This window comes from Pseudomonas sp. DTU12.1 (genome assembly GCF_009873475.1).
GTDB classification, from domain to species: Bacteria; Pseudomonadota; Gammaproteobacteria; order Pseudomonadales; family Pseudomonadaceae; genus Aquipseudomonas; species Aquipseudomonas proteolytica.
The window spans coordinates 45808-59939 of record NZ_CP045254.1 but is presented as its reverse complement, the minus strand read 5'-3'; the positions used below and the strand labels follow the sequence as shown (position 1 = coordinate 59939).

The window sequence follows — 14132 nt, the reverse complement described above, 5'->3', positions numbered from 1 at the left end:
TAGGAGCGAGCTTGCTCGCGAAAAGCGTTAACGATCACGCGCCGTCCCTGAGTCAACGCGGTGCCTTGACGTTTTTCGCGAGCAAGCTCGCTCCTACAGAAACTCCTAATTTTTCGGTCCGCTGCCAGCCCTGCTATGCGGCGGATTTCTTGCGTCACTGCATTGTCATCTTTCTGTCATACAGGATCGCTAGGGTGTGCGCATGAATGATCTGGCCAATTCCACCATGACGACGACTTCTCCTCCCAAGCGCATTGACTTCAATACGCCTGAGCTGCAACGCAAGCGCCGCATCCGCGCGCTCAAGGATCGCCTGACCCGTTGGTACGTGCTGGTCGGCGGTCTCGCCGTCCTCGGCGCTATCACCCTGATTTTCTTCTTCCTGGCCTACGTGGTCGCGCCGCTGTTCCAGGGTGCCAGCCTGACCAAGGGCGAGGCCCTGACTCCGGCCTGGATGCAGGATGCCGGCAAGCCGTTGCTGATCTCGCTGGAAGAACAGAACCAGGTGGCCATGCGGGTTTCCGACAAGGGCCAGGCATTGTTCTTCAGTGTCGAGACCGGTGCTGAACTCAAGCGTGTCGACCTGGCCCTGCCAGCCGGCGCCAGTGTGGTGTCCATCGGTGAAGACCAGCCAGGCAGCCCGCTGGTGATCCTCGGCCTGTCCAATGGCCAGTCCCTGGTGTTCCGCCACTCTTATAAAGTGACCTACCCGGACGGCAAGAAGACCATCTCGCCCGAGATCGAATATCCATACGGCGAAACGCCGATGGTGCTCGATGACGGCGGTCGGCCGCTGGAGCATGTGGCCCTCAATGCCACCGACACCTCGCTGATCATTGCCGGTTCTGCTGGTTCGCACCTGAACGTGCTGTCGGTGAGCCGCGAAGAAAACATGATGACCGGCGAAGTTGTCAGCGAGCAGAAGCGTATCGAACTGCCGCAAATGACTGAGCCGGTGAAAGCGATCTTCGTCGATCCGCGCCAGCAATGGCTGTATGTGATCAACGGCCGCGCCCTGGCCGATGTGTTCAGCCTGCGGGACAACAGCCTCAACGGTCGCTACAAATTGTTGGAAGATGGCAACGCCGAAATCACCGCCAGCACCCAGTTGGTAGGCGGTATCTCGTTGATCGTCGGTAACTCCAAGGGTGGCCTGGCCCAGTGGTTCATGGCCCGCGATCCGGATGGCGAGCAACGTTTCAAGCAGATCCGCACCTTCCAGATGGGCACCACGCCTATCGTTGAAATCACCGCCGAAGAGCGTCGCAAAGGCTTCGTCGCCCTCGATGCCTCCGGCAAGTTCGGTGTGTTCCACAGCACCGCGCACCGCACCCTGCTGGTCGACCCTGTGGTCGAAGGCCAGGGCATCTTTGGCATGTCGCCACGGGCCAACCGTGTGATCGTTGAAGCCGGCGGCAAGCTGCAGCCGCTGGAGCTCGACAACCCGCACCCGGAAGTGTCCTGGAGCGCGTTGTGGAGCAAGGTCTGGTACGAAAACTACGACGAGCCTAAATACGTCTGGCAATCGACCGCTGCCAACAGCGACTTCGAACCCAAGATGAGCCTGGCGCCACTGACCTTCGGTACGCTCAAGGCCGCGTTCTACGCGATGCTGCTGGCTGCGCCACTGGCCATTGCCGCGGCAATCTATACCGCATACTTCATGGCCCCGAGCCTGCGCCGCAAGGTCAAGCCGGTGATCGAGCTGATGGAAGCGATGCCAACCGTGATCCTCGGCTTCTTCGCCGGCCTGTTCCTGGCGCCGTATGTCGAAGGCCACCTGCCGGGGATTTTCAGCCTGCTGATGCTGCTGCCGATTGGCATCCTGCTGGCCGGCTTCATCTTCAGCCGGTTGCCTGAGTCGATCCGCCTGCGGATACCGGATGGCTGGGAAAGCGCAATCCTGATCCCGGTGATCCTGTTTGTGGGCTGGCTCTCGCTGTACATGAGCCCGTACCTGGAAACCTGGTTCTTCGGTGGCGACATGCGCATGTGGATCTCCCACGACCTGGGCATCACCTACGACCAGCGCAACGCCCTGGTTGTCGGCCTGGCCATGGGTTTTGCAGTGATCCCGAACATCTACTCCATCGCCGAAGACGCCGTATTCAGTGTGCCGCGGGGCCTGACCCTGGGTTCCCTGGCCCTGGGCGCTACGCCATGGCAGACCATGACCCGCGTCGTGTTGCTGACCGCCAGCCCAGGGATTTTCTCGGCGCTGATGATCGGCATGGGCCGTGCGGTGGGTGAAACCATGATCGTGCTGATGGCCACTGGTAACACCCCGGTCATGGAGATGAACCTGTTCGAAGGCCTGCGAACGCTCGCAGCCAACGTCGCAGTGGAAATGCCCGAGTCGGAAGTGGGCGGCAGTCATTACCGCGTGCTGTTCCTCTCGGCGCTGGTGCTGCTGCTGTTCACTTTCATCATGAACACCCTCGCCGAGCTGATCCGTCAGCGTCTGCGCAAGAAATACTCGTCGCTTTAAGAAAGGTAGAAGTCTGTGAAACAGAACTCCCTGAATGGATGGTTCAAGAGCGGCGCCCCAGGCGTCTGGATCAGCGGTGGTGCGGTGGCCATCGCGGTCATCATGACCATTGGTTTGCTGGCTGTGATTGCCGTGCGCGGCTTGGGTCACTTCTGGCCAGCCGACCTGATCCAGGCCAACTACAACGTGCCGGGCCAGGCCAACCACATCGTCATCGGCGAAGTGGTACAGAAAGAACAAGTGCCGCGCGAGCGCCTGAAAAGCGCCGGCCTGCCGGTGCCGGACGAAGGTCCGGAGTTCATGACCCGCGAGCTGATCAAGGTCGGCAACCGTGACTTGAACGGCAACGACTTCACGTGGATCGTCGGCGAGTGGCTGACCAACCAGACCACGCCTGTCGAGTTGATGGCCATCGAGCGTCGTGAGTGGGGCAACTTCTACGGCACCCTGGTCAACGTCAAGCAGGATGGCAAAGTCGTCGCCGAAGGCGAGGCTGCTTGGCCAGAGCTGCAGGCGCGGGTTGAGCGGGTGAACAAGCTGGCCGCCGATCTCAAGACCCTTGAGAAGAGCGATATTGGCGCGATCAACGCAGGTCTTGAGCGTATCCGCCTGCACGGTCGCAAACTGGAGCTCAGCGGTAAGCTCGACGCCGCCGCCCAGGCCGACATGGATGCTGACCGCGCCGAGCTGAATGCGCGTTACCAGGCCATCGAGGCACGCCTGACCGACCTGCACGCCCAGTTCAACCGCGACAGCCTCACGGCCCGCGATGCCAACGGCAAAGAGCTTGAAATCAACATCGGCCACGTGGTGCACGCCTACCAGCCGAACGCCATGGGCACCCTGACCAAGATGGGCTTCTATGTCAGCAAGGTCTGGGAATTCCTCAGCGATGACCCGCGTGAAGCCAACACCGAAGGCGGGATTTTCCCGGCGATCTTCGGCACCGTGATGATGACCCTGATCATGGCGATGATCGTGACCCCATTCGGCGTACTGGCGGCGGTCTACCTGCGTGAATACGCCAAGCAGAACACCTTGACCCGCATCATCCGCATCGCGGTGAACAACCTGGCGGGTGTCCCGGCGATTGTCTACGGTGTGTTCGGCCTGGGCTTCTTCGTCTACGTGCTGGGTGGTTCGGTGGACCGGTTGTTCTTCCCCGAAGCCCTGCCGGCGCCGACCTTCGGTACGCCGGGCCTGTTGTGGGCCTCGCTGACCCTGGCGCTGCTGGCGGTGCCGGTGGTGATCGTGGCCACCGAAGAAGGCCTGGCTCGTATCCCGCGTACCGTACGTGAAGGCTCCCTGGCACTGGGCGCGACCAAGGCGGAAACGCTGTGGAAAATCGTCCTGCCCATGGCCAGCCCGGCGATGATGACCGGCATGATCCTCGCCGTGGCCCGCGCCGCCGGTGAAGTGGCGCCGCTGATGCTGGTGGGTGTGGTGAAGCTGGCACCGTCGCTGCCGCTGGACGGCAACTACCCGTACCTGCACCTGGACCAGAAGATCATGCACCTGGGCTTCCATATCTACGACGTCGGCTTCCAGAGCCCCAACGTCGAGGCGGCACGTCCGCTGGTGTACGCCACCGCGTTCCTGCTGGTGCTGGTGATCGCCACGCTGAACCTGTCGGCGGTATGGATTCGTAACCACCTGCGCGAAAAATACAAGGCGCTGGATAGCTGATTGAATTGAACGCGGACCCAAGGTGGGAGCGGGCTTGCTCGCGAATGCGGTGTCTCTGACCTGACGCTTTCGCGAGCAAGCCCGCTCCCACAGGGCACCGAGTTGGAAACAGATTTGAGGTAAACCGCAAGGCCCACTATGAAGCCGCGGTTCAACGAAACGAATTGGTAGCACAGGGAGCATCCCATGCAACATGAAACCCATTCCCACGGCATCAACATGTCAGCCCTGGGTCGCGACAAGCAAAGCCTGAGCCTGGCCGAAGAAACCGTAGCCATCGAAGTCCCGGGCCTGAGCCTGTACTACGGTGAGAAGCAGGCGTTGTTCGACGTCAGCATGAACATCCCCAAGCAGCGCGTGACCGCCTTTATCGGCCCCTCGGGCTGCGGCAAGTCCACGCTGCTGCGCACCTTCAACCGCATGAACGACCTCGTGGACGGTTGCCGTGTGGAAGGCGCGATCAACCTCTACGGCAGCAACATCTACCGCAAGGGCGAAGACGTGGCCGAGCTGCGTCGTCGGGTGGGCATGGTGTTCCAGAAGCCCAACCCGTTCCCCAAGACCATCTACGAAAACGTGGTCTACGGCCTGCGCATCCAGGGCATCAACAAAAAGCGCATCCTCGACGAAGCAGTCGAGTGGGCCCTTAAAGGCGCCGCGCTGTGGGACGAGGTCAAGGACCGCCTGCACGAATCGGCCCTCGGCCTGTCCGGCGGCCAGCAGCAGCGCCTGGTGATTGCCCGTACCATCGCCGTGGAACCTGAAGTGCTGCTGCTCGACGAACCGTGCTCGGCACTCGACCCGATCTCGACGCTGAAAGTCGAAGAGCTGATCTACGAGCTCAAGTCCAAGTTCACCATCGTCATCGTGACCCACAACATGCAACAGGCGGCGCGGGTTTCCGACTACACCGCGTTCATGTACATGGGCAAACTGGTGGAGTTCGGTGACACCGACACCCTGTTCACTAATCCGGCGAAGAAGCAGACCGAAGACTACATCACCGGTCGCTACGGCTAGGAAGCTGTGGTTCTGATTGCACTGACGCTGCGGTTCTCCGCACCTTACCGGACGCTCCAAGGACGCCAACATGATTAGCAAAGAAGGCCTTACCCACCACATCTCCGCGCAGTTCAACGCCGAGCTTGAGGAAGTGCGCAGCCACCTCCTGGCCATGGGCGGGCTGGTGGAGAAGCAAGTCAATGATGCGGTGACCGCGCTGATCGAGGCCGACTCGGGCCTTGCCCAGCAAGTGCGCGAGATCGACGACCAGATCAACCAGATGGAGCGCAACATCGACGAGGAATGCCTGCGCATCCTCGCCCGTCGCCAGCCGGCGGCGTCCGACCTGCGTTTGATCATCAGCATTTCCAAGTCGGTGATCGATCTGGAGCGTATCGGTGACGAAGCCACCAAGATCGCCCGTCGCGCCATCCAGTTGTGCGAAGAAGGCGAAGCGCCGCGCGGCTATGTCGAAGTGCGTCACATCGGCGACCAGGTGCGCAACATGGTCCGCGATGCGCTGGATGCCTTTGCCCGTTTCGACGCCGACCTGGCGTTGTCGGTGGCCCAGTACGACAAGATCATCGACCGCGAATACAAGACAGCCCTGCGTGAGCTGGCGACCTACATGATGGAAGACCCGCGCTCCATCTCGCGGGTGTTGAGCATCATCTGGGTGTTGCGCTCCCTGGAACGGATCGGCGACCACGCGCGCAATATCTCGGAATTGGTCATCTACCTGGTACGCGGCACCGACGTGCGGCACATGGGCCTCAAGCGCATGAAAGCCGAAGTTGAAGGCACAGCCGATCAAATCCCTAATGTTCCGGACGAATCTGACGATAAGTAAGATTGCCCGAGAAATAAACGCCCGGCCTCTGGTCGGGCGTTTGCGTTTGTGGCGTATGAGTTTTGCGCTGCGGGCAGCCATAAAGTCCCGGCGTGACTGACGAGTTTTTGGCAAAATGCCATCAGTTAAGCATTTTGCTTGCCGGGGTTTTGAGAGGATGAAGGGTCGATGAGTAAAGTCAGTGTATTGGTGGTGGATGACGCCTCGTTTATTCGCGACCTGGTGAAGAAGTGCCTGCGTAACTACTTCCCCGGTATCAAGATTGAAGATGCGGTAAACGGCAAAAAAGCCCAGGCCATCCTGATGCGCGAAACCTTCGACATGGTGCTGTGCGACTGGGAAATGCCGGAAATGTCGGGCCTGGAATTGTTGACCTGGTGCCGTGAGCAGCCGCAGCTCAAGTCCATGCCGTTTGTCATGGTCACCAGCCGCGGCGACAAGGAAAACGTGGTCCAGGCCATCCAGGCCGGCGTCTCCGGCTACGTCAGCAAGCCGTTCACCAACGAGCAGTTGCTGAACAAGGTCAAGCAGGCCCTGAACAAGATCGGGCGCCTCGACGCCTTGCTGGCCAGCGCACCGACGAAGATGAACTCGGCTTTTGGCAACGACTCCCTCAGCGCCCTGACCGGCGGCAAGCCCGAAGCGGTCAAGCCAGCCCCGGTGGCCGCGCCGAGCAAAGGCCTGCTCAACAGCCCGCCCGTGCAGGCCGCCGCCGCACCCTCGGCCGCCAGCGGTCGTGGCCAGGGCCAGTTGCGCCTGTCCAGTGGCACCCAGCAATGCGTGATCAAGGGCCTGAGCATCAAGGAGGCGTTGTTGGTGGTGCGCCGTGGCGACGTGCTGCCCCAAGTGCTGGAAAGCGCAGTGCTCGACCTGGAGCAAGGCGAGAACGCTGAAACCGCACGCCTCAACGGCTACCTGCACGCGATCGTCGCCTACGAACCGCGACCCGACAGCGACTGGCTGCAACTGACCTTCCGCTTTATCGACCAGGACGCGCAGAAGCTCGACTACATCTCCCGCCTGATCGCCCGAGGCACAGCGCAGAAGCATTTTGTGCCGGGTGCCTGAACCAACCCCCTGATCCCTGTAGATGCCGGCAAGCCGGCTTCTACAGGGGCGTCGGTCCACACAACAGTGTCATGAACCCTTGCTAGCCTGCCGGTCAGTCATACTTGGCAGGTTTATCCGATGCTTGTGCGTTTTCTGTTGTTTTGTGGCCTGTGCGCAGTCGCTTCATCGACCCTGGCCATGACCCTCTATCGTTCCACCGATGCCCGTGGCGTGGTGTTTTTCAGCGACCAGAAGACCCCTGGCGCCCAAGCGTTTGTGTTCCAGGAGCGCCGTGCGGTGCCGGTGAAGCGCCAGGTGCTTGATCCCCAGCCGCTGCGTAACCTGCGGCCAGCGCAGTTGCAGCGTTACCCGCTGCCCTGGCGCGGCGGGCCGTTTCGCCTGACCCAGGGCCCTGGCGGCACGTTCAGCCACTCTGACGTCAAGAGCCGCTACGCCATGGACATCGCCATGCCCGAAGGCACGCCGATCATCGCTGCGCGGGGCGGGGTCGTGGTGAAAACGGAGAACAGCCAATCGGGGCGGGGCAGTGACCCGTCGGGCAACTTCGTGCGGGTGTTGCACGATGACGGCACCCAGAGTGTGTATCTGCACCTCAAGCTGGGGTCGGTCAGTGTCAGGGAAGGGCAGCGGGTAGCGGTGGGCAGCCCGTTGGCGCTGTCGGGCAATACCGGCAACAGCAGTGGGCCACACCTGCATTTTGTGGTGCAGCGCGATACGGGGGCGGGATGGGTGTCGATTCCGTATGAGTTCACGCAACCGGTACAGGCGTTGCCCAACTTTGCGTCGGGCACGCGGTAAGGCTTTTGTAGGAGCGAGCTTGCTCGCGAAAAACCTGAGGGCGCTGCCGGGTGTCAGGATCCCAGCGTTATCGTTAACGTCCTTCGCGAGCAAGCTCGCTCCTACAGGGGGTGTGCCCTAGTCGAGCATCAGTACTTTGGCCAGGACGATTTTCGGGCCTTTCATCTTCTTGATGATGATCCGCAGGCCTTCCACTTCCAGCACTTCTTCCTCTTCCGGCACCCGGTTCAGGGTGTCGTAGATCAAGCCGGCGAGGGTTTCGGCCTCGATGTGGTCCAGGTCGATGCCCAGCAGGCGCTCGATCTTGAACAGTGGTGTGTCACCACGTACCAGCAGCTTGCCCGGCTGGTAGGCGAGGATGCCGCGCTCGGCCTTGCGGTGTTCGTCCTGGATATCGCCCACCAGCACTTCCAGCACGTCTTCCATGGTCAGGTAGCCGATGATATTGCCGTCGGCTTCTTCAACCAGGGCAAAGTGCGCGCCGCCTTTGCGAAACTGCTCCAGCAACTGCGACAGCGGCATGTGCCGCGACACGCGCTCCAATGGGCGGGTCAGCTCGGCCAGGTTGAACGACTCGGGAATATGATCCAGGGCCGCCAGTTCCAGCAGTAGGTCCTTGATGTGCAGCAGGCCGACAAACTCACCGCGCACGGGGTCGTACACCGGGTAGCGGCTGAATTTGTGGCGGCGGAACAGCGCGAGGATTTCCTTGAGCGGCGCGTTGAAGTCCAGGGTCACCAGGTCTTCCCGGGAGTTGGCCCAGTCCACCACTTCCAGCTCACCCATTTCCACGGCCGAGGCCAACACGCGCATGCCTTGGTCGCTCGGGTCCTGGCCACGGCTGGAGTGCAGGATCAGCTTGAGCTCTTCGCGGCTGTAATGGTGCTCGTGATGGGGGCCGGGCTCGCCCTGGCCGGCGATGCGCAGGATCGCGTTGGCGCTGGCGTTGAGCAGGTAGATGGCCGGGTACATCGCCCAGTAGAACAGGTACAGCGGCACCGCGGTCCACAGCGACAGCAGCTCGGGCTTGCGAATGGCCCAGGACTTGGGCGCCAGCTCACCGACCACGATGTGCAGGTACGAAATCACGAAGAAGGCGGCGAAGAACGACACGCCCTTGATGACTTCAGGCGACTCGACGCCCATGGCCCCCAGCAACGGCTCCAGGATGTGCGCAAAAGCCGGCTCACCGACCCAGCCCAAACCCAGGGAGGCGAGGGTGATACCCAACTGACAGGCCGACAGATACGCGTCGAGCTGGCTGTGTACGGTGCGCAGGATCTGCCCGCGCCAGCCGTTGGTGTGGGCGATGGCCTCGACCCGGGTGGAGCGCAGTTTGACCATGGCAAATTCCGCCGCAACGAAGAAACCGTTGAGCAGTACCAGGATCAGTGCAAAAAGAATCATGCCGAAATCGGCGAAGAGTGTCGCGAGGGTGATACCAGGGGAAGGGTCCATGATGGGGTTTTGCGGGTTCCGTGTATTCAAAAAGGGGTGATGGCTGTGCCTCAAGGGCGGGCACAAGTCAGGCAATGTAGCGGCTGAAGGGGCGCTTGCCTAGTGGCGGCTGCCGGGTGGGGGCGCGAATGCATGCTGCATAGGGCTTATTTGGGATGCGATAGAACCAAGCAGATAGTCCTGTGGTGGCGAGCGGGCTTGCCACAGGGGGATAGCTTCAGATTATTCCTTCGCCGCAATTGCCTGCGAGCGGCTGACCTGGGTCGGCGCAAAGTGGCAGGTAAAAGTGCTGCCATGTCCCAGTACGCTGCTGATTTCCAGGCGGGCCCGATGGCGCAACAGCACGTGCTTGACGATCGCCAGCCCCAGCCCGGTGCCACCGGTGTTGGAGTTGCGGCTGGAGTCGACGCGGTAGAAACGCTCGGTCAGGCGTGGCAAATGCTTGCTGTCGATCCCAATCCCCGAATCCTGCACGCTCAGGTGTGCACCCTGCTGGTCGGCCCACCAGCGGATGCGGATCGTGCCTTTGTCCTGGGTGTACTTCACGGCGTTGAACACCAGGTTGGAGAAAGCGCTGCGCAACTCGCCCTCGCTGCCCTTGAGCAGCACCGACGGGTCGGCTTCCAGGGTGATGTGCTGGCCGCGTTCGCCGGACAGGGCCTGGGCATCGTTCTTGATGGTCTGCAGCAGGCTCTGTACGGCCACGGGATGGTTGTCCGAGGGGTAGTCGGTGGCTTCCAGCTTAGCCAGCAGCAACAGGTCGTTGAGCAGCGTCTGCATGCGTGAGCCTTGTTGCTGCATTTGCTGCAGGGCGCGGCTCCAGCGCGGGTTGACCTCTTCGACGTTGTCCAGCAGCGTCTCCAGGTAGCCGCAGATCACGGTCAGGGGCGTGCGCAATTCGTGGGAGACGTTGGCGACGAAATCCTTGCGCATCTGTTCTAGCTGATGGATGCGGGTCACGTCGCGCACCAGCATCAAGTGTTCGTTGTTGCCGTAGCGCGTGAGGTACAGCTGGATGCGCACCCGGTCGTTGGTGGGCGACGGAATTTCCAGGGCTTCTTCGTAGTTGTCCTGCTCGAAGTATTCCTTGAACCGCGGATGACGCACCAGATTGGTCACTGGCTGGCCGCTGTCCTGGGGTGTCTTGAGGCCCAGCAGGGTCTCGGCGGCGCGGTTCCACCATTCCAGGTTGCCGTCGCTGTCGAGCATGATCACCGCGTCCTTGAGCGCGGCGGTCGACTCCTGGACCCGGTCGATCACCGCTTGCAGGCGGCCGCGTACCCGTTGGTCGCGGCGTTGCAGGTGGTAGATGCTGTCGAACACCTCGCCCCACAGGCCATAGCCGTCGGGTGGCGCTTCGTCGGGTTTGTGCTGGCGCAGCCACTCGTGCAGGCGCAGCAATTGCTTGAGGGTCCAGCCCAGGTAGAGGCCCAGGCCGATGGCCAGGCTCCAGCCGTAGTAGCCGCTGATCAGGCCGACCAACAGGCAGCCGGTGACCAGTAGGAGCATGTGGCGGATCAGGGTGCCATGCCAGTTTTGATTCACTTGAACATGCGTCCTTGTCGGCTGTTAAGTCTGGATAGGGCTGGCTCAGCCTTTGGTGGAAAACCGATAACCGGTACCGCGCACGGTTTGTACCAGATTCTCGTAGGCATCGCCCAAGGCTTTGCGCAGGCGGCGGATATGCACGTCCACGGTGCGCTCCTCGACATACACGTTGCCGCCCCACACCTGGTCCAGCAGTTGGCCGCGGGTGTAGGCGCGTTCCTGGTGGGTCATGAAGAACTGCAACAGGCGGTATTCGGTAGGGCCCATCTCGGCCGGCTTGCCGTCGATGGTCACGCGGTGGCTGATCGGGTCCAGTAGCAGGCCGCCGACTTCAATCGGTGCCTCGCCATCGGTCGGGCCAGCGCGGCGCAGCACGGCCTTCAGACGTGCGACCAGTTCCCGTGGGGAAAATGGCTTGGTGATGTAGTCATCGGCACCCACTTCCAGGCCCTGGATCTTGTTGTCCTCTTCGCCCTTGGCGGTGAGCATGATGATCGGGATATCCCCGGTCAGCTCATCGCGCTTGAGACGCCGGGCCAATTCGATGCCGGAGGTGCCGGGCAGCATCCAGTCCAGCAGGATCAGGTCCGGCTTGCGGTCGACGATAATGGCGTGGGCCTGCTGGGAGTTCTCTGCCTCCAGGCAGTCATAGCCGGCCATTTCCAACGCAACGGCGATCATTTCGCGAATGGGCGCTTCGTCGTCAACGATCAGAATGCTCCTGCCAACCATGCTAAGTCCTCTTGTCATTTAACTGTCTTGCGCCGCATTAGATAACGGAATTATTGCAGTCGTGTGACAGTATTTTACTGGCCTGCGCAATCGGCCTGGTCCTGAACTACGCTTTGAGTCCGAATCCTGACAACCGCAAAAGGAAGGTTCTGATGACTCAGCGTATTTTTTCGTGGAAAGCCCTGCTGGTCACGGCGGCGTTGACGCTGCCGACACTGGCTGTCGCGGCAGACCCCGCCATGACTAAAGACGGGATGTTGGTGGATCACAAGGGGATGGCGCTCTATACCTTCGCCAAGGATGCTGATGGCAAGTCTGCCTGCAATGACAAGTGCGCCACCAACTGGCCGCCGTTGAAGGCCGAGTCCACCGATAAGCCAATGGGCAAGTGGACCGTCATCACCCGTGACGACAACACCAGCCAGTGGGCCTATGACGGCAAGCCGCTGTACACCTTCATTGCCGACAAGAACGCTGGCGATGCGACCGGTGACGGCAAAATGGATGGCGCCTGGAAGATCGCCAAACCCTGAGCTCCCCTGTAGGAGCCGGCTTGCCGGCGATGGCGGCCCTGAAATCACCGCAGGGCTGCTGGCCTAATCGCCGCATAGGTATCTACACAACTTTGCCGCAACGCCTAAATCCACACAGATAGCGCAGTTGTGGCGAGCGGGCTTGTCGGAACGCCGCATCGCCCGCGCTGGGCTGCGAAGCAGCCCTAAACCCGGCCGTCGCGGTTTATCTGAAGAAACGTGGAGGGCTTTTTGGGCTGCTTCGCAGCCCAGCGCGGGCGATGCGGCGTTCCGACAAGCCCGCTCGCCACAGGAGAGTTCGTCAGTTTCTGAAAGTTGTGTAGATACCTATGCTCATCGCCGGCAAGGTACAGGGCATTACCTGAAGGCGTAGTCGGCCACAATCCCGACAAAAATCGCCAATCCCGCCCAATGGTTGTGCAAAAACGCCTTGAAGCATTTCATCCGGTCGCGATCCCGGGTGTACCAGAACTCCCAGGCAAAACACCCTGCCGCCGCCACTAGCCCCAGATGGAACCAGCCACCCAGTTCGAAGCGCGAGCCCGCCAGCAGCAGGCAGAGCAGCGCCAGCCCCTGCAGGGTGAGGATGATGATGCGATCGGCATCGCCAAACAGGATCGCGGTGGATTTGACGCCGATTTTCAGATCGTCATCGCGGTCGGTCATCGCGTAATAGGTGTCGTACGCCACCGTCCACAGCAAGTTGGCGATATACAGCAGCCAGGCAATGGCCGGCAGGCTGCCGGTCTCGGCGGTAAACGCCATGGGCATGCCCCAGGAAAACGCCGCGCCCAGCACCACCTGCGGGTAATAGGTGTAGCGCTTCATGAACGGATAACTGACAGCCAGCGCCAGGCCGCCCAGGGACAGCCAGATGGTGGCGGTGTTGGTCAGCAGCACCAGCAGGAAACTGATGGCCATCAGCACCGCAAAGAACACCAGGGCTTCTTTGGAACTGATCTTGCCGCTCGCCAGCGGGCGTTGCGCGGTGCGCTTCACATGGCCGTCGACCTTGCGGTCAGCCCAGTCATTGATCACACAACCTGCCGCCCGGGTCAGTGTCACGCCCAAGACAAAAATCACGATATTGCTCAACGACGGCGAGCCCTTGCCGGCGATCCACAGCGCCCACAAGGTGGGCCACAGCAGCAGATAGATGCCGATGGGCTTGTCCATCCGGGTCAATTGAACGAAGTCCCAGGCCCGTGGGTTCAGGCGGTTCAGGGATTGGAGCAGGCGCTGGTACATCAGCAATTCTCCGCAGATTGGTGCACCGCTTGCCACAGGCTTGGCAGGAACACTTCCGCCACCAGAACACTCAACGCGCCGCGATCAAAGCGCGAGCGTCGCGCCCATAAGCCATTGGCCTGATCCGCCTTCGGCAGCCAGGCGCGTGGGTAGTGGCAGACCTCGATGGCCTGGCGGGTGAACGCCTGGTCACAAAACAGCAACTCACCCAGGGAGCGACTGCCCAACTCATCCATATGCAGGCCGTCGCCCTGCAAGGCACTACGGGCCGCCACGCTGCGGGCGAACACCCAGGCCTGGCCGTGACCGCGCAAATACACCTCGCGTACCCAGCCAATACTGGCCGCTGGCAGGTCGAGGGCGGCGCATTCGTCGTCTCGCAGGGGCTGCCAGCCTTCGAACAGTGGCGTGACGCTGAAACCATCGTTGGACAGGTGCGTCAGGCGGCGGGTCAGTGAGCCCTCATCGAACAGCCAGTCGAGGGCAGGAGGCGCGGGCAGAGGGTGCAGAAGGCTCTGGTTCAGCCATTGGCAAGCATCGGGAACGGCAATCGAATGCGGCACGGGGAGTCATTATTGGCAGTTAATGAGGCGCCGAGCTTACCATGGTCACCCGAATTTTTGCCGGGCTGCGCCGGGACATTGGGTCGAACGTGCTTGCATCTGGGCGCCCCGATCAGTACAAAACGCCCTGAGCCGGACGGCAATGCTGGATCTAT

Annotated in this window: 12 protein-coding genes; 7 read left to right on the top strand and 5 right to left on the bottom strand. The window is 61.5% G+C overall.

The window, feature by feature from the left end; genetic code table 11:
* The first annotated feature begins 454 nt into the window (after positions 1-454).
* From GDV60_RS00290 to GDV60_RS00265, 6 genes are all read left to right on the top strand, one after another.
* Positions 455-2488 carry an ABC transporter permease subunit gene (locus tag GDV60_RS00290; protein ID WP_169870888.1) on the top strand — a complete coding sequence of 678 codons (2034 nt, stop codon included), beginning with the start codon at positions 455-457 and terminating at the stop codon, positions 2486-2488.
* A gap of 15 nt (positions 2489-2503) precedes the next feature.
* Positions 2504-4174: a phosphate ABC transporter permease PstA gene (gene pstA / locus GDV60_RS00285; RefSeq protein WP_029289935.1), complete on the top strand. Its 1671-nt coding sequence runs from the start codon at positions 2504-2506 to the stop codon at positions 4172-4174.
* Between the two features lie 186 nt (positions 4175-4360).
* Positions 4361-5194, top strand: a complete 834-nt coding sequence (pstB, locus tag GDV60_RS00280; protein WP_029289934.1) for a phosphate ABC transporter ATP-binding protein PstB — start codon at positions 4361-4363, stop codon at positions 5192-5194.
* A 70-nt stretch (positions 5195-5264) separates the two neighbouring features.
* Positions 5265-6026, top strand: coding sequence for a phosphate signaling complex protein PhoU (phoU, locus tag GDV60_RS00275; RefSeq protein ID WP_029289933.1), 762 nt, complete (start codon positions 5265-5267; stop codon positions 6024-6026).
* A gap of 168 nt (positions 6027-6194) precedes the next feature.
* Complete coding sequence (locus GDV60_RS00270; RefSeq protein ID WP_070996696.1) at positions 6195-7094, top strand: response regulator; 900 nt, start codon at positions 6195-6197, stop codon at positions 7092-7094.
* Between the two features lie 120 nt (positions 7095-7214).
* On the top strand, positions 7215-7895 hold the full coding sequence (locus GDV60_RS00265; protein WP_133715225.1) for a M23 family metallopeptidase: 681 nt from the start codon (positions 7215-7217) through the stop codon (positions 7893-7895).
* Positions 7896-8012: 117 nt separating this feature from the next.
* Here the strand turns inward: GDV60_RS00265 and GDV60_RS00260 are convergent, their stop codons facing one another.
* The 3 genes from GDV60_RS00260 to phoB all read right to left on the bottom strand — a co-directional run bounded on the left by GDV60_RS00260 (position 8013) and on the right by phoB (position 11633).
* Entirely contained in the window at positions 8013-9353 is a 1341-nt protein-coding gene (locus GDV60_RS00260) for a hemolysin family protein (RefSeq protein WP_029289929.1), read from the bottom strand.
* 222 nt (positions 9354-9575) lie between these two features.
* On the bottom strand, positions 9576-10862 hold the full coding sequence (phoR, locus tag GDV60_RS00255; RefSeq protein WP_186352305.1) for a phosphate regulon sensor histidine kinase PhoR: 1287 nt from the start codon (positions 10860-10862) through the stop codon (positions 9576-9578).
* An 81-nt stretch (positions 10863-10943) separates the two neighbouring features.
* Positions 10944-11633: a phosphate regulon transcriptional regulator PhoB gene (gene phoB, locus GDV60_RS00250; protein ID WP_003176964.1), complete on the bottom strand. Its 690-nt coding sequence runs from the start codon at positions 11631-11633 to the stop codon at positions 10944-10946.
* A 152-nt stretch (positions 11634-11785) separates the two neighbouring features.
* Here phoB and GDV60_RS00245 point away from each other — a divergent pair, with 152 nt between their 5' ends.
* On the top strand, positions 11786-12166 hold the full coding sequence (locus GDV60_RS00245) for a hypothetical protein (protein WP_029289924.1): 381 nt from the start codon (positions 11786-11788) through the stop codon (positions 12164-12166).
* A 357-nt stretch (positions 12167-12523) separates the two neighbouring features.
* On the opposite strand, the gene ubiA is transcribed toward GDV60_RS00245, so the two are convergent.
* Both ubiA and GDV60_RS00235 read right to left on the bottom strand, forming a co-directional pair.
* Positions 12524-13414, bottom strand: a complete 891-nt coding sequence (ubiA, locus tag GDV60_RS00240; RefSeq protein ID WP_029289922.1) for a 4-hydroxybenzoate octaprenyltransferase — start codon at positions 13412-13414, stop codon at positions 12524-12526.
* Positions 13414-13977, bottom strand: a complete 564-nt coding sequence (locus tag GDV60_RS00235) for a chorismate lyase (protein WP_092232182.1) — start codon at positions 13975-13977, stop codon at positions 13414-13416. Before GDV60_RS00235 ends, ubiA begins: the two co-directional genes overlap by 1 nt.
* Positions 13978-14132: the final 155 nt, after the last annotated feature.